20 protein-coding genes are annotated in these 20,947 nt (G+C 68.5%); 5 read left to right on the forward strand and 15 right to left on the reverse strand.

The window, feature by feature from the left end:
- Nucleotides 1–104 precede the first annotated feature (104 nt).
- Entirely contained in the window at nt 105–566 is a 462-nt protein-coding gene (locus OG226_RS48225) for an RrF2 family transcriptional regulator (protein ID WP_328685859.1), read from the forward strand.
- Between the two features lie 222 nt (nt 567–788).
- Entirely contained in the window at nt 789–1,133 is a 345-nt protein-coding gene (locus OG226_RS48230; protein WP_329352799.1) for a DUF190 domain-containing protein, read from the forward strand.
- Nucleotides 1,134–1,149: 16 nt separating this feature from the next.
- Here OG226_RS48230 and OG226_RS48235 read toward each other — a convergent pair whose 3' ends face one another.
- The 4 genes from OG226_RS48235 to OG226_RS48250 all read right to left on the reverse strand — a co-directional run bounded on the left by OG226_RS48235 (nt 1,150) and on the right by OG226_RS48250 (nt 4,948).
- Nucleotides 1,150–2,472, reverse strand: a complete 1,323-nt coding sequence (locus tag OG226_RS48235) for an MFS transporter (protein WP_329352800.1) — start codon at nt 2,470–2,472, stop codon at nt 1,150–1,152.
- A gap of 10 nt (nt 2,473–2,482) precedes the next feature.
- The gene (locus OG226_RS48240) at nt 2,483–3,268 is read right to left on the reverse strand and encodes a nucleotidyltransferase domain-containing protein (RefSeq protein WP_328685862.1); all 786 of its coding nucleotides are present in this window, start codon (nt 3,266–3,268) and stop codon (nt 2,483–2,485) included.
- A gap of 98 nt (nt 3,269–3,366) precedes the next feature.
- Nucleotides 3,367–3,633, reverse strand: coding sequence for a PqqD family protein (locus OG226_RS48245; protein WP_328685863.1), 267 nt, complete (start codon nt 3,631–3,633; stop codon nt 3,367–3,369).
- Nucleotides 3,634–4,111: 478 nt separating this feature from the next.
- On the reverse strand, nt 4,112–4,948 hold the full coding sequence (locus OG226_RS48250; protein WP_329352801.1) for an S-methyl-5'-thioadenosine phosphorylase: 837 nt from the start codon (nt 4,946–4,948) through the stop codon (nt 4,112–4,114).
- Between the two features lie 276 nt (nt 4,949–5,224).
- Between OG226_RS48250 and OG226_RS48255 the strand changes: the two genes are divergently transcribed.
- Complete coding sequence (locus OG226_RS48255; protein ID WP_329353725.1) at nt 5,225–5,821, forward strand: helix-turn-helix transcriptional regulator; 597 nt, start codon at nt 5,225–5,227, stop codon at nt 5,819–5,821.
- Nucleotides 5,822–5,836: 15 nt separating this feature from the next.
- On the opposite strand, the gene OG226_RS48260 is transcribed toward OG226_RS48255, so the two are convergent.
- The 8 genes from OG226_RS48260 to OG226_RS48295 all read right to left on the reverse strand — a co-directional run bounded on the left by OG226_RS48260 (nt 5,837) and on the right by OG226_RS48295 (nt 14,973).
- Nucleotides 5,837–6,439, reverse strand: coding sequence for an adenine phosphoribosyltransferase (locus OG226_RS48260; RefSeq protein ID WP_329352802.1), 603 nt, complete (start codon nt 6,437–6,439; stop codon nt 5,837–5,839).
- An 11-nt stretch (nt 6,440–6,450) separates the two neighbouring features.
- Entirely contained in the window at nt 6,451–7,788 is a 1,338-nt protein-coding gene (locus OG226_RS48265) for a sulfotransferase (RefSeq protein WP_329352803.1), read from the reverse strand.
- Nucleotides 7,785–9,767 (reverse strand): methyltransferase domain-containing protein, encoded by a 1,983-nt coding sequence (locus tag OG226_RS48270; RefSeq protein ID WP_328685868.1) that lies wholly within the window; start codon nt 9,765–9,767, stop codon nt 7,785–7,787. Before OG226_RS48270 ends, OG226_RS48265 begins: the two co-directional genes overlap by 4 nt.
- Entirely contained in the window at nt 9,760–10,227 is a 468-nt protein-coding gene (locus tag OG226_RS48275; protein WP_328685869.1) for a rubrerythrin family protein, read from the reverse strand. The genes OG226_RS48270 and OG226_RS48275 overlap by 8 nt, the downstream gene beginning before the upstream one ends.
- The gene (locus tag OG226_RS48280) at nt 10,196–11,002 is read right to left on the reverse strand and encodes a class I SAM-dependent methyltransferase (RefSeq protein WP_329352804.1); all 807 of its coding nucleotides are present in this window, start codon (nt 11,000–11,002) and stop codon (nt 10,196–10,198) included. The genes OG226_RS48275 and OG226_RS48280 overlap by 32 nt, the downstream gene beginning before the upstream one ends.
- 109 nt (nt 11,003–11,111) lie before the next feature.
- On the reverse strand, nt 11,112–12,188 hold the full coding sequence (locus OG226_RS48285; RefSeq protein ID WP_329352805.1) for a sulfotransferase family protein: 1,077 nt from the start codon (nt 12,186–12,188) through the stop codon (nt 11,112–11,114).
- Nucleotides 12,185–13,867, reverse strand: a complete 1,683-nt coding sequence (locus OG226_RS48290; RefSeq protein ID WP_328685872.1) for a B12-binding domain-containing radical SAM protein — start codon at nt 13,865–13,867, stop codon at nt 12,185–12,187. The genes OG226_RS48285 and OG226_RS48290 overlap by 4 nt, the downstream gene beginning before the upstream one ends.
- 35 nt (nt 13,868–13,902) lie before the next feature.
- On the reverse strand, nt 13,903–14,973 hold the full coding sequence (locus tag OG226_RS48295) for a hypothetical protein (protein WP_328685873.1): 1,071 nt from the start codon (nt 14,971–14,973) through the stop codon (nt 13,903–13,905).
- 112 nt (nt 14,974–15,085) lie between these two features.
- Between OG226_RS48295 and OG226_RS48300 the strand changes: the two genes are divergently transcribed.
- Nucleotides 15,086–16,264: a sulfatase gene (locus OG226_RS48300; RefSeq protein ID WP_329352806.1), complete on the forward strand. Its 1,179-nt coding sequence runs from the start codon at nt 15,086–15,088 to the stop codon at nt 16,262–16,264.
- A 25-nt stretch (nt 16,265–16,289) separates the two neighbouring features.
- Here OG226_RS48300 and OG226_RS48305 read toward each other — a convergent pair whose 3' ends face one another.
- From OG226_RS48305 to OG226_RS48315, 3 genes are all read right to left on the reverse strand, one after another.
- Nucleotides 16,290–17,312 carry a dimethylarginine dimethylaminohydrolase family protein gene (locus OG226_RS48305; RefSeq protein ID WP_329352807.1) on the reverse strand — a complete coding sequence of 341 codons (1,023 nt, stop codon included), beginning with the start codon at nt 17,310–17,312 and terminating at the stop codon, nt 16,290–16,292.
- Nucleotide 17,313: 1 nt separating this feature from the next.
- Complete coding sequence (locus OG226_RS48310; RefSeq protein WP_329352808.1) at nt 17,314–18,741, reverse strand: sulfatase-like hydrolase/transferase; 1,428 nt, start codon at nt 18,739–18,741, stop codon at nt 17,314–17,316.
- A gap of 91 nt (nt 18,742–18,832) precedes the next feature.
- Complete coding sequence (locus tag OG226_RS48315; protein ID WP_328685877.1) at nt 18,833–19,255, reverse strand: DUF6027 family protein; 423 nt, start codon at nt 19,253–19,255, stop codon at nt 18,833–18,835.
- Between the two features lie 254 nt (nt 19,256–19,509).
- Here OG226_RS48315 and OG226_RS48320 point away from each other — a divergent pair, with 254 nt between their 5' ends.
- Nucleotides 19,510–20,922, forward strand: a complete 1,413-nt coding sequence (locus OG226_RS48320) for an MFS transporter (RefSeq protein WP_329352809.1) — start codon at nt 19,510–19,512, stop codon at nt 20,920–20,922.
- The last annotated feature ends 25 nt before the right edge of the window (nt 20,923–20,947 follow it).

Consider the following 20,947-nt stretch of genomic DNA (forward strand, 5'->3'; position numbering starts at 1 on the left):
GGCACGCCGTAGTCCACCATTTTCATGAACTACCGGCAACAACCCCCGAGTTCAGGCTCGGAGCGTGGTTTCGCCGGAGTGCGTGAGTGTGAGAAGTTCGCCGCATGCGGATCTCGGCGAGGACGGATTACGCGGTGCGTGCCATGGCGGAGCTTGCGGCTGTACCCGGAACGCCACTGACGGCCGAGCAGTTGTCTGCCCGTCAGGACATCCCGGTGCGCTTCCTGTTCGAGGTGCTGCGGGATTTGCGACTGGCTCACCTGGTGCGCAGTGTGCGCGGCCCACGAGGCGGATACGTCCTGGCGGACGCAGCCGAGAAGATCAGCCTTGCCTCGGTGATCCGAGCCGTCGACGGCCCCCTGGCCAAGGTGCGGGACTTGAGTCTGAGCAGCCTCCAGTACCCGGGTGCCGCGGCGGCACTGCCCGATGTGTGGAGGGCTGTGCGAGCCAGTCTGCGCCAGGTGCTCGAAACCACCACGTGCGCCGACCTCGCCCGGGGCGAGCTGCCGGACATCGTGCGCCACCGTGCCCAGGAGTACTCGGCCCAGGGCCGCCGACTCGGGTGAGCAGCCTCCGAGCGCGCGTTCGAGGGAGGAACACTCCCGGATGAACGGTGGCGGCGTCGGCGGAGGCAGCCTCAAGATGTGGCGGTGTGAAGGCGCTGAGAACGGTGGCGGCGCCCGCCCTGTCTGCCGCGTCGCAGACACGCCGGCACCAACACCCGCCGCGGAGAAGGGAGATGCGAGATGGCCTGGCGGTCACGTACCTCGCCGGAACACGTTGAGACGGTGGCCGACGAGACACGCCCTCTCGATCTGGTGGCCGGCTGCAGGCTCACCGTGACGGTCTCCGGTGGTTCGACGTGGAGACACAAGCCCCTGTACTGCGAGATCGTCCGTAGGGCGAAGGTCCATGGGCTGGCCAACACCCTCGCGTTCCATGCCATGGAGGGGTTCGGCCTCGACGGGGTCATTCACACCACGCGGAGTCTCACCCTGACGGACGGGCTGCCTCTGTGGATCGTCGCGGTGGACGAGGAAGCCAGGATCATGAGCTTTCTTCCGGAAGTAGCGGCGTTCCGCGCCGTCGAATCCATCGTGGTCGACCAGGTGCGGCAGTTCGTCCCGCGCTGAAACGACCGGCTGCGGCTCATGTCTCGGGCGGGGCCGTACCCGGCTCAACAGGCCCCGCGGATGGCTCGACGCCATCCGCGGGGCTGTCCAGGGATGTCAGACGCCAGATCGGCAGGACACCGCCCAACAGCAGCGCGCCGCCCACCAGGTCCGGGGCGGCGAGGCTGAAGTGCTCGGCCGTCACGCCGCCGAGCAGCGCGCCGACAGGCAACGACATGACGTTGAGAGTGTGGTTGGCAGCGAAGACCCGCCCGCGCAGATCATCCGGGACGCGCTGCTGGAGCACCGTGGTCTCGTTGGCGTTCCACACCATGAACCCGCAGTACACCACCGCCAGCAGCAGGGTGGCGACACGGTAGTCGGGGCAGACGGCCAATAGCGCCACTCCCGTCCCACAGGCCAGCAGGCTGGCGCCGAGGGTACGGCGCGTTCCCAAGGCCCGGGTGACCCGGGCCGCGACCAGGCCGCCGATCAGCCCACCCACCCCGGCGCCGGCCATCACCACTCCGTACAGGCCGACGGGTGTGTGCATGGACCGTGTCAGCTGTAGCACGAGGGTGCTGCCGTAGGCGCCCATACCTGTGCTGGCGATCCACGCGGTGCCGCACACGGTCCGCACCTGTGCGTCGCGGCCGAGCCAGGCAAGGCCCTCCCCGATCTCCTGGCGCAGTGACCGTGACGCGCGGCGGCGGTCGGTCCCTGTCCCGGAGGACGGGGGAAGGCGCAGCCGCAGCACGAGGACGGCGGCGGCCAGGAAGCTGACCGCGTCCAGCACGAAGGGGAGAGAGGGGGCCGCTCCGAAGAGCGTGGCCGCGACGGCCGCGCCCACCAGGGTCTCGGCAATGGTGCGCGCCACGCTGAGGCGGCCGTTGGCGACCGTGAGTTCGTCGGCCGGCACCACGGAGGGCAGCATCGACGTCGAGGCGCTGTCGAACAACGTCTGGAGGGACGACAGGGCGAAGCCGACCAGCATGAGGGCGCCCATGCCGGCGTGACCGGTGGCCACCAGGACGGCGAGGACACAGCCCAGGGCGCCCCGCAGCAGATCGGTGACCCACATTGCGGTCTGCCGGTCCACTCGGTCGGCCACCGCGCCTCCGGCCAAGCCGAACAGGAGCCAGGGCAGGTAGTTGACGACCGACACGAGGGACAGCAGGAAGGGGGAGGAGGTCAGACTCGCCGCCAGCAGGGGGACGGCGGTCTTGCGCAGTCCGTCGCCGAAGCGGGAGACCACGGTCGCCGACCACAGAACACGAAAGGCGCCGCGCCATGTTCGGTCCGCGTCCTTCGCCGCCGGAGTGCCCGCGTCCTTGCGCTCGTGCTCCCGCTCGTTGAGCATCGGGTGCTCCTCAGGCCTCCAGGGCGACAGCGAGCACCTCGGCCGCGATACCGCTGGCTACGCTCAGCCGTCGCTTGGCGCCCTCCGTCAGATCTGCGGGCTCGCTGGAGCGGTCCAACTCGGCCTCGGTGTACAGCTTGGTCAGCGCGGCGTCCCCGAGGTCGGTGAGCTTCGCCTCCCGCCACTTGGGCTTGGGGTTGGTGTTGCCGTGAGCGGAGAGCAGCGCGTCGACGGCGTACCCGAGCGCGTCGCGTGAGTGGAGCATCGATGCGACAGGACGGCCGGCGTCCACCGACCCGATCGCGTCCTCTGCGGCACCGGTGTACGCGAGGAAGCGCTTCAGCATGATGATGCCGGCCAGCCGTTGCCAATCGAAGCGTTCGTACAGCGCGTGGAACCGGTCCTCGCCCAGGATGGGCAGTCCGATGCGGAAGCGATGCGCCAGGTCCAGGTCACGGTTCTCGAAGGACTGCGCCCCCAACCAGTCCATCGGCTTCCAGCCGCTGATCCGGTCCGCCAGGTCGGTCAGCCACTGCAACGACCAGACCTCGGTGTCGGTGCGCAACTCGCCCACGAAGTCGGTCTCGATGGCGTACAGGTCGGAGCGGTCCGCAGGGACCTGCTGCGGGGTGGGGTTGTCGTACACGACGTAGATGTCGAGGTCGGACGTCTCGGTGCCGTACCCCTCGACCAGGGAGCCGCTGATGTAGGCGATGGCGGCGTCGGCGTGTGTGCCGGTGACTATCCGGCTGCCGATGTCGGTGAGCATGGAGACAGGGAAGATCTCGCTGGGCACGTTCTCTCCTGGCCGGTTGTGGCGGTGTTCTGTGCGGGACGTCTGAGCCGGATCGCCGGCCGGGAAACCCGCGGCGGCCCGGAAAGGGGGTAGGGCGGTCAGTTCGGTGCTGGTGTGACGAGACCGCGCGTCCGCAGCGTCGCGATGAACTCCTCGGCGTCCGCCTGGATCAGCTCGGTGTCGGCCGCGTAGATCTGTGCGATGGCGGCGCTGATGTCGGCGACGCCGGTCTTTCCGTCGCACCGTTTCCAGATCTCCAGTCCGAGTGCGTTGAGCGTGAACGCCTTGCCGTACTGGATTAGTACGGGGCCGTCCTCGCCGACCGAGACCCGGACGTCGTAACGCCGCATGGGTGGTGCTTCCACAGTTGTCGTTCCTTCGTGTCGATGTGTCCGAGACCGATCCAGGCCGGGGAGGAGGACTCCTCCCCGGCCTGCTGGTCGGTGAATCCGGAAGGACACGCCGACCGGGTGCCCGGATTCACGCAGATATATTAAGAATTCTGCGTGGTTATCGGGCTCAATTCATCCGGATCACGGACCTTCGACAGCCGTCCGCTTCATCTCGGTGGGCTTGATCTGGGGGCGACGGTACTCGCGCATAGCGATCTCCAATCGGTTTTCGGATTCGTTCTGCCGGTCGAACCGGCGATGAAAATTGAATCAGAGCCGAGACAGTCCGTGCAAGACATTCCCGCGAGATTTGCGGCCACTTTTTCGGTCTGCTATTCAAAGCGAATCAGGGCATGTCTGTGCACCGGCTCCGAATTTTTATCGCCAATATTGCGGGCATGGAGCAGCAGGGCATTCGGTGCCGGTGTCACGCCTCGGGTGAGGCGGGTGATCAGGACACGCCGATGCCGGTCTCCACTCCGTCCAGGGCGTGGCCGCAAGGGCATGAGCGCGTGCTGGGGAGTCGCTTCACGGCGCCGAACAGCACGGGGCGCAGCCGGTCGATGTTCTCGGAGAAGACCCGTAGCACTTCGTCGTGGGTGACGCCCTCGCCCACCTCCACGCCGGCGTCGAGGTCCGTGACGAGGGCGATCGACGTGTAGCAGAGGCCGAGTTCGCGTGCGAGCGAGGCTTCGGGCAGGCCGGTCATGCCGACGATCGAGCCGCCGGCGGCGGCATTCCACCGGGACTCGGCGCGCGTGGAGAAGCGCGGACCCTGGATGACCACGAGCGTCGCGTCCGTACGCGGTTCCCACCCCTCCGCGCGGGCCGCCGCGAGCACGGTCTCGCGGCCCGCAGGGCAGTACGGGTCGGCCATCGGGACGTGCACCACCTGCGGAAGTGCGCCGTCCGGCCGCTCGTGGCCGTCGTAGAAGGTGTGCTCCCGGCCGTAGGTGCGATCCACGACCTGATCGGGCAGGACGAGGGTGCCGGGACCGAAGTCGGGGCGCAGGCCTCCCACGGCGCAGGGCGCCAGGATCTGGCGTACGCCCAGGGAGCGCAGCGCCCAGAGGTTGGCGCGGTAGTTGATGCGGTGGGGCGGGAGGGAGTGCCCGCGGCCGTGCCGGGGGAGGAAGGCGATGGTCCGTCCCGAGTACTCGCCGACGAGCAGCGCGTCACTGGGCGGACCGTAGGGGGTTTCGACTGTCACCTCGGTGACGCCGTCGAGGAAGGAATACAAGCCTGAACCACCGATGACGCCGATCTCGGCGTCGGGCAGATCGGTCATTTCTCGCTCCTAGCGGCAGGGGGTGTCATCGACGACGAACGGCGCCGTCAGGGAGACGTGAATGGCGTGAGGGGTTACGCGGCACGTGACGGTTGAGTCAGCTCGCTCATCACGTCCATCCAATGTCCAAGCACATGGGGAATTCAACCCTGTTCCGTGTTCGAGGTGCAGGCTTCTCGGAATCGGTCAGGTGGGGAATACTCCTACTTAAGGCTGAAGTTGCTGGATCGATGCGCTGGGAGAAGTACTCGGTTGAACGCTCGGCAGTTGAACGTCATGTGGCTCGCCCACAACGAATTGGCCTTCTACGGGATTCCCGCACTGCTCGACCAGGTGCCCGCGATCGGCGGTTATGTGGTCTGCCAGGGCAGCGGAGACGCCGAACGCCGGCTCACCGACGGCGCTGACTTCGACGTGTGCGTCCTGCCACTGAGCAGCTACGGGCCCGCTCTGGGCACGCTGACCCGCAAGAGCGGCGCGCGACTCGTGCTGAGCCTGTCCGACACGGCGGCCCTGCACCCCGGGCTCGCCCACGGTCGCCGCGTGGACGCGTGGCTGTTGGAGCAGTGCATCACCCTGGACGTCCTCAAGGAAACGTTCCGGCAGATGTCGCTACCGACCACGGGGACCGCAGCTCCGCTGCGCACGGAGGCGGAGACCGGCGGCAGGTCGGCGCGCCGCAGCAGCCGGCTCACCGCCAGGGAACTGTCCGTGCTGCGGCTCCTGGTGCAAGGGCTGACCAACCAGCAGATTGCCCGTGCGCTGGGTATCTCCATCCACGGCGTCAAACGGCACCTGTCCAACCTGATGCTGAAGTTCGACTGCTCCAACCGCACCGAGGTCGCGCTGGCCGCGTCCAGGATCTGGGAGTGATCACACCACCCGGCGTCAGACTTTGATCGCCGCGTCGACGTGGTCCCCGCCGAGCGGGCCATGGAGACGTTTCCGGCCCGCGAGGAACGTCAGTTCCATCAGGACGGCCACACCCGTGACCTGGGCACCGCCGGACCGGATCAGGTCGATGGCCGCCTCCGCGGTCCCACCGGTGGCCAGGACGTCGTCGATCACGACCACGCGGTCCTCCGGGGCGAAGGCGTCCTGCTGGATCTCAAGTTCCGCCGTGCCGTACTCCAGCTCGTAGCTCCGTCTGAAGGTGGCGCCCGGCAGCTTGCCGGCCTTGCGCACCGGAACACACCCGATGCCGCACTGCACGGCCACCGGAGCGGCGAGCAGGAACCCGCGCGCCTCCAGTCCGGCCACCTTCGTGGCGCCACGCCTGCGACACATCGCGGACAGCACGTCGACCAGCAGGGACAGCGCCTGCGGATCGGCCAGCAAAGGTGCGATGTCCTTGAAGACGACACCCGGGCGCGGGTAGTCGGGGACATCGCGGATGAAACCCGCCAGCCGGCGGCCGAGCAGGATCTCGGCCGCCTGCCCGTCGACGATCTCGACCGAGCCGGTCGCGGACGGCACCTCTTGTGAGCTCATGTGTTCCTCCGTCAGATCCAGTGAGCGGGGTCGGCGTAGCCGAGACGGTCGGCCACGTGAAGGGTCGCCTTGTCCAGCGCCTGCCCGATCAGGTCGGCGCGGCTCTGCCAGCGGCCCGCACGAGGCTCAGCGGTGGCGACGACAGGGGCGATGCCCCGGTGGACGGCCCGCCGGAAAGCGTTCCGCAGCGGGATGCCGAGCCATCGACTCAACCGCTCGAAGGCCGCGACACGGCGCTCGGCACCACCGATGAAGTCCTCGAACCGCAGGGTCAGACTCTCCGACTTGCCGGACTCGAGGTCGTCGAGCACGGCCTGATGACTGCTGCGCCACTGGAAGGCGCACACGTTGAGCAGAGGGGCATCGGTGAACTGCTGCCAGCCGGGCGGCAGATCGAACTTCCACCACCACCGGTTGTCCTCGCACCGCTCCACATAGTCCGCGATGCCCAGAGGGGTGTTGACGCGGTGTGCGTGGAAGCCGTTGTGCAGCCACCCGTCGTACAGGCCGTTCACCGCGGCCGCCGGATTGCGGGTCAGGTGCAGTATCCGCACACGGGCGTTGGGGAACAGTGCCCGCAGGAATTCCAGCCGGTAGACGTTGCTGGGTGTCTTGATCACCAAGGTGCGCTCGCGCAGGTCGGCCGGCGTCGCTCTGCGCCACGGGCGGGCCAGTACGAAAGGCGGCTCCTCGACCAGCACCGGCCCGGGTGCCTGCGGCGAGGGCGCACCGAACCCCTCCCGGCGCAACAGGTCACGCGGCAGGTCGTAGTACCAGGGGCTGACTGCCAGCCCCTGTCGATGCAGATGCCGCAGCGTCGACAGGGTCACCTCACCTGGGTCCGGCGTCGGAACCCGGCCCAGCAGTTTTCTGGACTGCGCGGCGATCTCCAGCGGATCGATCGGCAGGTGCGGCCACTGGACGGTGAGCCGCCAGGCGACATCCAGCGCCAGCTGCTCGGGGTCCGTCTCGGCGGACGCGGTGCCGGCGTCACAGGCCAGCTCCTGATCGAGCAGCTGCCGCGCGGCCGGCACCAGCGAGTCGAGATGCCTGGCGTCGAGCCTGTCGGAGCCGGTGCCGCTGGCCGGGTGGACGAGGTCCACCAGACGCAGGAACGGATTGATCTCGGCCTGGAGATGGAGCAGGTCCTGCGAGGCGCGCAGTGTCTCGGTGAGCATGCTGGAGCCGCCGCGCGAGCTGGAGGCGATGACCAGCACGGACCTCACCTGGCTGGTGAAGTCCTCCACGGAATGGGCCCGTTCCTGCCTGAGCTGCTTCAGCCGGTCGTGCAACGCCGGCAGGACATCGGGCGCGGGAGCGCCGAGGTGCTCGTCCGTCGCCCGGATCACAGGGGCTTCCTGAGCGAATACACACACCATCGCCATTGGTCCCGGATCGATCCGTCGGGCAGCACCTCGAACGGATGGACGGCGCGGACCTCGGGAGGTGCGTCGTAGAACAACTGCTGGATCTCGCGCCGGTGCGCGGGGGTCGTCTCGTGGGTGTCGATCCACTGGTCGATGGACTCCCACAACAGATGCTCCGTCATCCGCACATCTGTGAAACCCGCTCCGGTCAGCAGGGAGCGGAACTCCTCCTCGCGGAACATCTGGTAGAGCAGCGGCTGCTTCTTCTTGAAGACGCGGTACATCCAGAAGGCGTCCTCGTCGGCGAAGGGCACGATCTGGCCGACGATGAACTGCCCGCCGGGGCGCAGGACCCGGAAGATCTCCGACACGGGACGCTCGGGCTGCGGCAGCAGGTGCAGCACTTCGCGGGTGACCACCAGATCGAAGGAGCCCTCCGGGTACGGCAGGTCGTAGACGGTCCCGCGGTCCACACGATCCAGCCGGGTCGACGCCAGTTCGACCATCTCAGGGGTGAGGTCGAGGCCGACCATCTCACCGACCCGACCCCTGAAGGAGCCGCCCACGACACCGCTGCCGCAGCACACGTCGAGCATCCTGGCGTCGGTCGGCACCTCGCACATCTCGACGTGCTTGCTGAGCAGTTCCTCGTCCGTCAGCCAGGTGCACGAGTCGTGCCAGTTCTTGGACCGGATCCCGAACTGCCGCTGGTAGACGGTGTAGTCGATGTCCAGCTCACGACGCTGGTGGCGGGCGGTTCGGCCGGCCAGGCGGGCGGCGAGCCGGGCCCGGGCGGCGTCCAGCACGCGATGCGCCACCACCCGTCCCAGTTGGTCGTCGCTCTCAAGACGTCGTGTGAACTCGGCCTCCACCGCGTCGTGCACCACACGGTCGACCTCGGCGTTCTGAAGGCGCTTCTTGGTCTGCCCGTCGAACCGCGGAGCGGCCATCCGCAGGGATACAACCGCAGTGAGCCCTTCCAGGACGTCCACGGTGGTGATGCGTTCGCCGGTGCGCGAGTCCAGCAGTCCCTGGGCGGTGGCGTAGCGGTTGATCACTTCGGACAATGCCGCCCGGATACCGTCCACATGGGCTCCGCCCTGGTCGGTGCGTACGCCGTTGACGAAGCTGCGCAACTCCTCGGTGTATCCCTCGGTCCATTGGAAGGCGAGGTCGAACGAGACCGAGGCGTCGTCGGCGAACGACACGACCACCGGCTCGGGGTGGACGGTGGTCGCGCCGGCGTTGAGGTGGTCCAGGAAGCCGCGCACCCCGCTGCTGAAGGCGTAGTGCGTCACCCGTCCGGTGTGCTCGTCCACCAGACGGGCGGTCAGTCCGCTGTGCAGGAAGGCGATCTCCTGGAGCCGCTCGCCCAGTGTCGCGGCGGAGAACTCGACGGTGTCGAAGATTTCCGGATCCGGCCGGAAGGTGATGGTGGTGCCGCGCCGTTCGGTCGGCCCCTGGTCGCTCGGCGCGGCCTTCGGCTCACCGCGTTCGTAGTCCTGGCTGTGGTGCCGCCCCTCGCGCCGCACGTCCACGCGCAGCCATGCGGACAGGGCATTCACGCACGACAGGCCCACGCCGTGCAGACCGGCGGAGTGCACGTAGTTTCCCGCGGTGAACTTGCCGCCGGAGTGGAGGGTGGTGAGCACGACCTCGCAGGCAGGGCGGCCCGAATCGGGATGCGGATCCACGGGGATGCCACGGCCGTCGTCCTCGACGACGCAGGTACCGTCGGCGCGCAGGGTCACCGACAGGGTCGTGCAGTAGCCGGCCTTGTGCTCGTCCACGGCGTTGTCCAGCAGCTCGAACACGAGGTGGTGCAGGCCGTCCGCCGTGGTCGACCCGATGTACATGGACGGGTTGCGGCGTACGGCCTGCAGGCCGGAGAACACGACGATCGACGAGGCGTCGTACCGGTCCGCCACCACCGCGGTCTGCGTGAGGAGATCCTCAGTCATCCGTTCCTCCCGGAGAGGTGAGAAGAGCGGGCTGTGCGCCGGACGCGGTGAGCTGGTCCAACGCGGTCTTGAGACGGCCGGTGTGCCGCTTCTTCAGTGCCGTGAGCGTGCTCAGCCAGCTCGCCGCATCGGCGTGTCCTTCTTCATGGGTGGCCGTCGTCAGCCGGGGATAGAGCTCGCCGGAGTCGTGGAGGGCGCCGACCACGCTGGAGGCCAGGTTCAGCCGCGTGTCGCCGACACCGTCCGTGCGCTCGGGGTCTCCGACCTCGCGCAGCACGTCCAGATGGCCGTGCGCGGCGCAGACGAGGCTGTCGGCCAACTCTGTGAACAGCCGCGCGATCTCCCCGTGCCCCTCGATCTCGGCTGTCTGGGCGAAGTAGGTGTAGCGCACCGCGGAGGCCGCCTCGGCGGCCAGCGCCGCACGCAGTTCACCCGCGAGTGCGTCGGACAGATGCGTCATTGCTCTCCTCGGAAGGGGTGGGCCCGGGTTCCGGCTTGGTGCCCGCCGCCAGCACGAACAACATGTGATCGGTGAACCGGCCGTCGGCCTCACGGACGGCGTGCAGGGAACGGAAGTTCAGGGAGGCGGTGCGGTACACCTCGCGGATCGCCTCACGCCGCCCCTCCTCGATGGCGCCGTTGTCCGACCAGATGTCCACGTCCTCCAGCGACACGTAGGAGCGGGTGTCCGTCCGGTCGCATCCCGCCTTGCGCAGCAGGTCCTCCAGGTCGGAGGGGAGGAAGAAGTGACGCCGTACGGGGTTGCGCAGCCGCAGGATCTCGAAGTACTCCTCGCGGTCGGTCTTGTCGTAGGCGCAGAGGTTGACCACGACGACCCGCCCTCCGGGCCGGACCACCCGGACCATTTCTGCCACCGCGTCCGGCAGATCCATGAACTGGATGCCCTGCCGGCATACGACGACGTCGAAGGTGGAGTCCTCGAAGGGGAGGTGCTCGGCCGGACTGATGACCAGACGGTCGAGATGGGGCGCGGCTTGTTCGGCCATCTCCTCGGTGAGGTCGACGCCGACCAGCTCCGCGACCCGTCCGCTGAACAGACGTGACACCAGGCCGGTGCCGCAGGCCACGTCGAGAACGCGGTGGTGCCGCTCGGGCCGGGCGAGTTCGAGCAGCAGATCGCCCAGGTCGGTGTCGGTGCACCAGGAGCTGGAGCGGTCGTAGGTGGGTGCCCGCAGGGAGAAGTGTTCGGCTACGTCCTTGCGACTGATGGTCAAGAAGAACTCCTCGCGGTCGGCCCCGGGTCTGTCGCACCCTGTCGCGAGCGGGCAGGGCGCGGTCGACCGGGTAAGAACGGTCGTCGGTCGTGTGTTGGGCTGCGCGGCGTCAGAGAGCGGTGCGGCGCGCTGGGAGACGGGGCGCTGTCCCTGTCAGCGGGGCGCGACCGCGTCCCAGGGCCGTCCGGAGACGGAGCCACCGCACGTACACGTCGCGGCGGACCCGTGCGTGGTGGTTGGCGTCCTCGCGCAGGGAGTTCCACTCGATGCGCGCGCGCAGCCAGGCCGAGCGTACGGTCACGGCCAGCGGCGACGGATCCGGTTCGGTGCGGGCCGCGGGGTCGACCGCATAGCCGAGTGACCGTTTCATCGGCCCGGTCACCTTGTCTACCAGCAGCCGTTCGCTGTGGGTCAGTCCCTGCCGGCCGGTGCCGATACGGTCGGTGGCGACCGGCCGGCCGGCCTGCTGCCAGGCTTTCGCCAACCGTGCCGTCCGGCGTGCGTCGGCGGACTTGTGGTGCTCGAACATGGCCGGCTCCGGACGCTCGTCCAGGAAGGCGCAGAGCCGGCCGACCTCCTCCGGCGTACGCGACACCAGGTCCTCGTAGCGCAGCAGGTGCACCACCTCGCTGCCGTAGTCCTCCAACGCCGCCTGGGCGCGCTCCTGCTGGGCCCGCCACAGCTGTGCCATGCGGTACGGGTGGCTGGGGCCGAACACCGCGTGCTTGGCGGAGGAGGCCACGTCGCACGGGTCGCGTACCAGCCACACGAACCGTGCGTCCGGATGGACGGCCAGCACCTCGGCCACGTGATCCACCATGAAGGTGCTCTTGCATCCCCAGCGGGCCTTTCCCGTGGCGATGCGCTGTTCCTCGTAGATGGCAGCCACGATCCCGAACAGCCCCGGTGCGGTGCTGGCCGCGGCCAGCACCCGGTCGGACGCGACCGGGTGCTGCCACGGATGGATGTGCCGACGCAGCAGACCGAGGGCATCGCCCACCGCTCTCGCACGCCCGGCCGGGTCCGACAGGTCTCCGTAGGACCCGGCGACGGGCGTGAGGAACCGCATGAAATGCGGGGGATGAGGGACGGTGATCCGCGAATGGGCGTTGAGGATCAGCCTCAGCAGGTTGGAGCCGGAACGTTCGGTCCCGATGATCAGGATGGGACCGTCTTGGTCGGTCATGCCTCGCCGACACCGGCCAGCGTCGGTGACGTCATCGTCTTGGCGCCGCAGTCCATCAGGCTGCTGCCGGCCTGGGCCACCTCGGGCGTGGCGCACTTGTCGAGGGTGAAGCGGTCCGAGCCGGGCGCCAGCGGGCCGGCCGCCGAGCTGAACTCGCTGCGCCACTGTCGGCCCGCGTAGCTGGTCGAGCGCTCCTGCCCGTCCTCCGGCTGCGGGTGGAAGTACTGGAAGTGCTCGGGGAAGTGACGGAAGTTCATCACCGGGCCCGGCTGGTAGGCGTCGTAGACCCGCTTGTAGGAGTCCCGGCACACCTGCTCCGGCAGTCCGGAGACGTTGAGGAACTCGTCCTCGTGCAGAGCCTGTTCGACCGACAGCCAATTCAGGTGGTCGATCTCGGAGCGGATCGTGCCCGAGGCGATGGCCTGCTTGTAGATCGTGGTGCCGGGCATGGCCGACAGGTACTTCACCCGTGTGACGTGGTTGTACGTCTCGGCGAACTCGACCATGTGGTTGAGCGATTCCTCGCTCTCGTTGGGCAGACCCACGATGAGCAGGGAACCGAAACGCACACCGGCGTCGAAGGTGGTTCGCATCGCGCGCACGGTCAGGTTCTCGCTGCTGCCCTTGCGCGCCTCGCGCAGCACCTCGCTGCCGAGCGACTCCACGCCGTAGAGGATGATGTCGCAGCCGGAGTCGCGCATGGCGTTGATGCGGGGCTCGTCCATGTCGGCGCACCGGGTCAGGCACGTCCAGCGGATGTCGTGGTCCTTGATGACGTCGCAGATCTCAAGCGTCTGTTTGCGGTGCGAGCTGAACGTCAGGTCGACGAAGAACGAGAACTCGATGCCGTACTGGCTCTTCAGCCAGGCCATGTCCCGGTCCATCTTCTCCGGCGATTTCGCCCTGACCTGCGGCGTCGTGCGGTAGCAGAAGGAACAGTCCATCTTGCAGCCGCGGCTGTAGGAAGAGATGATCTGCGGCTGGAGGCCCATCGGGCTGTGGTACTGGGGCCACAGGTCCAGGCGCATGCGGGGCAGCGCGTCGAGGTCCATCATCTGACCGCGGGCCCGGGTGCGTTTGGCCTGGCCCTCCGGGGTGCGGTAGCAGATGCCCCGGATGTTGGGCAGGTCCCGGGACCAGTTGCCGGAGGCGTAGCTCTCCATCAGTTCGAGGATGGTGATCTCGCCCTCGCTGATGACGACGACGTCCGCCGCGGTGTGCTCCATGAAGATGTGCGGCACCGACGTGCACAGGGAGCCGCCCACGATGATGGGCACGTCCGGCTCGGACTCGCGGACCTTCTCCAGCAGCTCCTGGCAGAAGGGAAAGTTGTCCTCGAAGGTGCACAGACCCAGCACGTCGGTCTGCCCGACGATCTGGTCGTAGGCCGATTTCAGCGGGTCGAGGTCGTAGCGGACGTCGACGATGCGTACCGGATAGCCGGCGTTGTGCAGGACGGTCGATATGTAGGTCGCGCCCTCGTACGGCGAGGTGAGGAAGAATTCCCAGCCGCGCGGCATGGTGAACGGGGACGGACCTACGACGAGGGTGAAACGTGGCAGTGACGGGTCCGTGGAGACCGGGGTGGCGTCCTGCTCGCGCATCTGGTTCATGAACTGGTGGTCCACCAGTTCATCGGCGTTCGCGTACAACTCCAGGGCGAGGGATTTGGGTGCCATGAAGCGCTCCTTTGCCAGTCGACTAGAGAGATCTCTCAGCTACTGATGCGTTGGGTGCGGTCGGTTTCGGCCGTGGCGGTGCGCAGATGTGCAGCAATGTGTTGCCAGTACGTGGCGTAGGTGTCGGCGAGGTCGATGATCATGTCGGCGCAGTGCTGCGGGAAGCTGTCGACGAGCCGGTCCCACTGTGGCACGAGCTGTGCTTGAGCGTCGAACAGCCGCAGGAGGGCCCGTCCGGTGTCGGTGAGGCGCAGGGAAGGGTCCTTGCGCAGCACGTGCAGCAGGGTGGCGGGGGTGCGGGGACGCTCGGGCAGACGCAGGACGCGGGATGGTGGGGTGTCCTCCGCGGGGACGGTCCGCGCTGGTGGGGGGTGGGGGGTGTCGGCGAGGTGAGGGGTGGGGAGCGGCTGGGGTTCGGGCGCACGGGGGCCGGTCCGGCGGACACGTTCCGGGAGGGGGTCGCGTCCCGTGCGTAAGCGTTCACTCACGTCGTGGGCGGTGCCCAGGGAGATGCCGGCTTTCGTGGCGACCTCGCGAAGAGGCATGGTGGGGTGGGCGGTGATGAGGTGGCTGGCACGGCGGCGGCCTTCGCCTGCGTCGATGGGACGACTCCGTCCGTCTTGGCCGACGCGGGTGTTCGAGGGGGGAATTTCCGCGGATGAACGCCGGCGGATGGCGGCGACGGTCTTCGGGGACAGCCCGCTGGTGCGGGCTATGGTCCGGTCCGACCAGTGGGGGTGGGAGCGGGCGATACGGGTGGCGGCGGCGGTGCGATCGGCCAGGGACAGGGGAAGTCCGTGGCGGACGTTGTTCTGCACGGACAGGACGAAGGCGTCCTCCTCGGCGCCGTCGAAGTAGCGCACGGCGATCTGGGACTGTCCGCGCAGCCGGGCCACACTGAGTCGGTGCATGCCGTCGATGACCCGCATGGTGGGCCGGTGGACGAGTATGGGGGGCAGTTCGTTCGGGGTCTCCAGCAGTATCCGGAGATGGTCCGGGTCCTCTCCCGACAGTCTGGGACAGGCATCGACGGACAGAGCGTCGACCGGGACCAAGTGCACAGGTTCTTGAGGGATGTGGCGTAGCCGATCTTCCTCAGCTGACATGAGACCTCCGTCCTGAGGGATCCAACGGAACACCCGCTTCCGTCAGGAAGCCTACGAAGCCTCGATCAGTGATCCATCAACGCTCCATCAGCAACCCTGAAGGGAACAGGACGTGCCCAATGTGCTGCTCGTCTCCCTGGACACCGTCCGGGCCGATGTCGCCTACTCCGGGAAGATGCCGGGCATCGAAGGCCTCCGCCGCCGGGGCACCACATTCCGGCAGGCCATCTCCTCTGCGCCGTTGACACCGATAAGCCACGCCAGCGTCTTCACCGGCCTCCAGCCGGCCCGGCACGGCATCCGCCATCTGCTGCGCGAGCAACTTGCCCCGGACGCCGTCCCGTTGGCCGAAAGGCTGCGTGACGCCGGGTACGCCACGGGCGCGGTCGTCTCCTGCCCCGGACTCAACAAGTGGTACGGGATGGACCGGGGATTCGACTTCTACGACGACGAGATCCCCCGGCTGCCGGACGGCAGCGATCCGTTGACCGTGCCGGACGTGAAGATGCGCGGACTGGCCCTGAAGCGGGCCCCCGTGGTGGTGGATCGCGCCATGGACTGGCTGTCGCGGCAAGAGCAGCCGTTCTTCCTCTTCGCCCACTTCTTCGACGCGCACTGGCCCTACGAGCCTCCTGAGGACGTCTGCCCCACGGCCGACAACCCCTACGAGGGCGAGGTCGCCTACAGCGACCACTATCTGGGGAAGATGCTGGCCCGCATGGAGGAGATGGGGCACGACCTCGATGACACGTTGATCGTGTGCTTCTCCGACCACGGCGAGGACCTCGCCGGCTGGTACCCCAACGACCACGCGGGCCCGCTGGGACATCCCTACGAGGAGGGACACGGCTGTCTGCTGTTCGACACCACCCAGCACGTGCCGTTGATCTTCTCCGGCCCGGGACTGCCGCGCGGCGCGGAGACGGACCGGCAGGTCCGTCTGGTGGACATCGCTCCGACCGTGCTGGACATTCTCGGCCTCGACTGTGGAAGCGTGGACGGTGCGTCGCTGACGGAGTTTCTGCGGCCGGAGCCGACCGCTAACTCCCGTCCTGCCTACAGCGAGACCTACTACCCGGAGGAGCGCAGGGCGGACGGGAAGTATCCCGATCTGCTGCCCTTGTCGTCGGTCCGGCTGGACGACGCGCAGGGCGGGCGCCGGAAGGTGATCTGGCAGGTCGGTGGTGACGCCGTGGAGAGCTACGACCTGCGGACCGATCCGTGGGAGCTGGACGGGCACACGCTGGCGACGGGCACGGACGAGACCGTACCCGCCGCGCCGTCGGACTGACACGGGGTCGGCCCGCCGCCGGACGTCAGTCCGACCGCGGCGGGCCGACCGCCGTGTCGTCGCGCCGCAGGATGCCGGTCAGACAGCCGAGCGCGCCGGCCGCCTTGACGTACTCGCCGACCTCGACGTCGAAGACCTCCAGGCCGGCCGACTCCAGCCGACGGCGGGTCGCCGGGCAGCTGGCGGGCATCAGGACTCGGCCGGGTCCAAGCGTCACCAGATTCATCGCGCGCCGCCCGACCACCTCGTCGTCGGGCGGCAGCTCCACCAACTCATAGCCGCGAAGGGTCAGTTGTGTACGCAGCGACGGGCTCAGGGCGGCACTGTGGACCACCGCACGCCTGTGGTCCACGAAGACGACCGAGCCCAGCAGATGCTGCACACCCTCGCCCACCGCCACCACCACGGTGTCGATGCCCTGCGCGGCGAGCACTTCGCGCACGATGCCGATGCCCGTATCGTCGGTGCGCAGTCCTCTGCCCAGCAGGACGGTGTGCTCGTCCACCCAGAGAGCGTCGGCCCCTTCGAAGGCGGCGGTGCCGGTCATCGTGCGCAGCAGGGGAACGCCCAGGGCGGCCAGCGCCGCCGCCGCGTGCCGCTCCTCGCCGGCCCGCTGGGCCGACGCGGGACGGGCCAGGATCGCGCCCTGGGGCGTGGCCATGAAGAGGTCCCGCACGAAGACGATGTTCGGGTCCGCCGTGACAGGCGGGGCGAAGGTGTGCACGCTCACGCCCCGCGCCCGGTAGGCCTCGACCACCGCCGCGAACTGTTCGCGCATACGTCCCGGATCGACGGGTGAGCGCATCAACTGACCGGCGGGGTCCGTGACCGAGGCGATGCTGGCGGGCGGCTCGGACAGCAGGACGTCACGCAACGGCCCCCACTCCGATCGGTAGCCGCAGCCGGTCCACAGAACACCGGCGGCCACCTCCTCCTCGTGGGTGGCCGTGCGCGGGTTCCAGCCGGGGCCGCCGAGGTCGCTCGTGAGACCGGTCCGGGTGACGTCGGGCGAGGCGGCGTCGGCGGCCCCGGTGCGATGTGACGTCATGTCAGACCGAGTAGCCGAGCGCACGCAGCTGACCGCGGATCTCATCGGTGAAGGACACCTGGTCCGGCTCGCGCAGTGCGGTTCGGTAGTCGTCGAGCGCGGCCAGCAGATCGGCCCCGTCGTCCGCGGGGTCGCGACGGGGCACCGACGACTCGTCGAACCGTTCGACCCATGCCATCTCCGTCGACTGCATCTGCTGGAACCACTCGCTGTACTGGCGGGTGAGCCGCACCACGCGCCGGTCCTCCAGATAGGCGGTGTGCCCGACGAGGTAGTGCCGCAGGGCACCCGGCTGCTGCCCGGCGAGCTGCCGCTGCTGGAAGGTGACGAACTCGTTGAGCTCCGAGGTGTACGCCTCGGCGATGGCGGGCGCGTCGCCGCTCAGCTTCTCCGCGCCGCGGACCACCGGGGCCAGGGAGCGGCCGTCGAAGACGCCCGTGGCGGGAGCGGGGATACCCGCCAGGTCCAGGACGGTGGGCGCGATGTCGATGGTGCGGACACGGTTGCGGTGGACTGCGGGGGCGACATCGTCGCCCACGATGATCAACGGTACGCGCAGTACGGCTTCGGCCATCGAGTTGAAGTGGCCGTTGGTGCGCTCGTCGAACTCCTCGCCGTGATCGGCGAAGACCACCAGCAGCATGCGCCGGTCCGCCGCCGCCATCCGCTCGCGCAACCGCTCGACGAAGTGGGCGAAGCGCGACTCCAGGAAGTGCTGCACGCCGTCCAGATAGATCTGGAACAGCCGGTCGTACTGGCCTTCCGCGTGCAGATAGGCGATCGCCCGCTTATAGCGCACGAGCAGTTCGGTGTCCTCGGGGTCGCGGTAGCTCTCCACCAGCAGATCGGTGAAGGGCAGCGACTTGGGCAGCTCGGCCGTCAGCTCGGCGACCTTCTCGCGGTAGGCGTCACCGCCGAAGGCCAGGTTGTGGAAGCCGTACGGTGAGTGGACCGCACCGAAGTGGGCGCAGGCCACGGACTGGTCGGCCTCGATGACGGCCTCGATGAAGGAGTCGTCGTCCTCCACGATGTAGGTGTCGATGTCGCGCGTGTAGCCCAGCTGCGATCCCAGGATGATGGGGAAGTCGGTCTTGAGGACCGTGGCCCGGCCCGCGCGGCGCCCGTAGGTGAAGACGGTGGGGGCGCGCAGCGAGCCGTTGTAGAACTCGTGCAGGCCGTTGTGCAGGGGGTACTGACCGCTGAAGATGGCACCGTGGGCAGCCGCCGTGTAGGGAGCCGCGCTGATCACGTTCGGGAAGTAGGCTCCGCTGCCCGCCAGTTCGTCCAGCACGGTGGTGCGCACCGGCCGAACCCCGCTGTATTTGTGCGGCCACAGCTTCATCGGATTGCACGAGAGCGCGTCACTGCGCAATGTGTCGATGGAAATCAGTACGACGTGGTCGTAAGGGGCGTTCAGTTCCACGGGCATTTTCCTCGACTCCAGTGGGTCCGTGTTGCGGAATGACGCGGAGGTCGTGTTCGACTAGGGAACTTCCTCGGCTGAACACCGTGGCGGCGGATCAATCGTGCTGGGCCGGGTAAACCTCAGGACGGTCCAGCGGGATCTTCAGCCAGGAAATCATCTGACGGAGTTGGTGATACGCCGCGAGCCGCTTCTCGTCGCTGTCGGCCTCCTCGGCCGCGGCGATCGGCTCCCACAGCCGGGGCACCATCACGGGCCCGAGTTCCAGGAGGCCGCCGCTACCGCCCGTAGCCCATTTCGCCAGGACGTAGCGGGCGATGGCGCCCACCGGAATGTCGAGGTTGCGGGACATGCCCCGCACCGTGACCAGCGGGTCCAGCAGGCCGTACGAGGCCACCTCCGTCTTGAAGTTGGCGTGCGGGTCGTCGGCGGGCCAGGTGTCCTTCCAACGCCGCAGGCACACCACTTCGTGCCCTTGGTCGTCGAGCCACACGTCGTGTCCGCCGTTTTCCTCGTCCATGGTCTGCCTCCTCGCAGGGCGTGGGCTTTCCGTCGCTGATTTTCACGGCAGGCTCCATGTCGGGCAACTTCCGTGCGCAGGCGTCGAACGATCTGGACGCGTCGTCGTCGGGCCGAGTAGAACGAGTGCCCGTGGCGCGGTGCCATTCCCACGAGCTTGCTGCGCCAGGTCCCCGCCGAATGCGCCTGCGACGGGCCGGCCGAGAAGGGAACAATTCCTATGACGAGCCGTCACGAATGCGCCGGAGGATCCCGATGACAGCGGCCGTGGACAATTCCAGCGGGCCGACGGACCTCGCCCCTGCCGCTCCGGCGCGCGCGGTGTCCCGCCGGGTCCTGCTCGCCAGCACGGTCGGGAGCGCCATCGAGTGGTACGACTTCTATTTGTACTCGACGGCCTCGGCGCTCGTGCTCGGCCCGTTGTTCTTCCCGAGTCACTCCGCGACCGCGGGCACGCTCGCCTCCTTCGCCACCTATGCCGCGGGGTTCGTCGCCCGGCCGTTCGGCGGGATCATCTTCGGGCACCTCGGCGACCGGATCGGGCGCAAGGCGATGCTGGTGTGCACCCTTCTCATCATGGGAGTGGCCACGTTCCTCGTCGGCGTGCTGCCCACCTATGAACAGGCAGGCATCCTCGCGCCGATCCTGCTGGTGACGCTGCGGGTCGTCCAGGGCATCGGGATCGGCGGCGAATGGGGCGGGGGCGTCCTGATGAGCGGAGAGCACGCGCCCGCCGGACGCCGCGGCCTGTTCGCGAGCTATCCCGCGAGCGGCTTCCCCATCGGCCTGTGCGCCAGCACCGCGATGTTCCAGGCGGTCTCCCGCATGCCGTCCGACGAACTGCTCAGCTGGGGCTGGCGGTTGCCCTTCCTCGCCTCGATCGTCCTCGTGGTGGTGGGCCTGCTCGTCCGCCTCGGAGTCGCCGAGTCCCCGGAGTTCGCACGCCTGCGCAGTGAGGGGAAACAACCCCGTCTCCCGTTGTCCGACGCCGTGCGCCAGGGGCCGTTGCAGGTGGTGCGCGGTGTGTTCGCGGCCCTGGGACTGGCCATGGTCGTCAGCGTCTACACGGTGTATCTGCTGTCCTACGCCTCCTCCGGACCGGTCGCCGACCATCGCTCGGACGTACTCGACGCCCTGCTTGTCGGTGCCCTGGTGGAGGCCTGCGTGCTGCCGGCCGCCGGATGGCTGTCCGACCGCGTGGGGCGCCGTCCGGTCATGCTGTGCGGGTACGGGGTCTGCGCGGTGGTCGGTATCGTCGCCCCGCGCTGGCTGACCAGCGGTGACAGCGTGCTGATGACCCTGACATTCGTCTTGGCCATGGGCCTGGGACACGCTCTCATCTACGGTGCCTTCTCCGCGTTCCTGATCGACATGTTCCCCGTCGGCCACCGCTACTCCGCACTTGCTGTCACATACCAACTCGGCGCCACCATTGCGAGTTTCGGCCCACTGGCGGCCGCGGCCATCGCGGGTTCGCACCGTACGGCGGCGCCGGGCGTGTTCCTGCTGTGGGGGTGCCTGCTGGCCGCGGCCGTGGCAGTGGCCGCCGGCAGGACCCGCCGGGCGGACGCGGACCCGCGCGAACCCATGGGACCCGGCCACGGTGAAGCTTCGCCGCACGCCGGCACGCCGGACGACCAGATACCGGCCCCCGCTCCCGTGGACTAGGTCGTGTCCGCGAAGTCCCGTCTGC

Source organism: Streptomyces sp. NBC_01261, from assembly GCF_036226385.1.
GTDB lineage: Bacteria > Actinomycetota > Actinomycetes > Streptomycetales > Streptomycetaceae > Streptomyces.

Coding starts and splice junctions, on each gene's coding strand:
- OG226_RS48290 (WP_328685872.1), bottom strand. CDS start 13,867: ATGGCACCCAAATCCCTCGCCCTGGAGTTGTACGCGAACGCCGATGAA.
- OG226_RS48295 (WP_328685873.1), bottom strand. CDS start 14,973: ATGTCAGCTGAGGAAGATCGGCTACGCCACATCCCTCAAGAACCTGTG.
- OG226_RS48275 (WP_328685869.1), bottom strand. CDS start 10,227: ATGACGCATCTGTCCGACGCACTCGCGGGTGAACTGCGTGCGGCGCTG.
- OG226_RS48255 (WP_329353725.1), top strand. CDS start 5,225: ATGTGGCTCGCCCACAACGAATTGGCCTTCTACGGGATTCCCGCACTG.
- OG226_RS48250 (WP_329352801.1), bottom strand. CDS start 4,948: ATGACCGATCTGCCCGACGCCGAGATCGGCGTCATCGGTGGTTCAGGC.
- OG226_RS48235 (WP_329352800.1), bottom strand. CDS start 2,472: ATGCTCAACGAGCGGGAGCACGAGCGCAAGGACGCGGGCACTCCGGCG.
- OG226_RS48225 (WP_328685859.1), top strand. CDS start 105: ATGCGGATCTCGGCGAGGACGGATTACGCGGTGCGTGCCATGGCGGAG.
- OG226_RS48285 (WP_329352805.1), bottom strand. CDS start 12,188: ATGACCGACCAAGACGGTCCCATCCTGATCATCGGGACCGAACGTTCC.
- OG226_RS48270 (WP_328685868.1), bottom strand. CDS start 9,767: ATGACTGAGGATCTCCTCACGCAGACCGCGGTGGTGGCGGACCGGTAC.
- OG226_RS48310 (WP_329352808.1), bottom strand. CDS start 18,741: ATGCCCGTGGAACTGAACGCCCCTTACGACCACGTCGTACTGATTTCC.
- OG226_RS48315 (WP_328685877.1), bottom strand. CDS start 19,255: ATGGACGAGGAAAACGGCGGACACGACGTGTGGCTCGACGACCAAGGG.
- OG226_RS48305 (WP_329352807.1), bottom strand. CDS start 17,312: ATGACGTCACATCGCACCGGGGCCGCCGACGCCGCCTCGCCCGACGTC.
- OG226_RS48320 (WP_329352809.1), top strand. CDS start 19,510: ATGACAGCGGCCGTGGACAATTCCAGCGGGCCGACGGACCTCGCCCCT.
- OG226_RS48260 (WP_329352802.1), bottom strand. CDS start 6,439: ATGAGCTCACAAGAGGTGCCGTCCGCGACCGGCTCGGTCGAGATCGTC.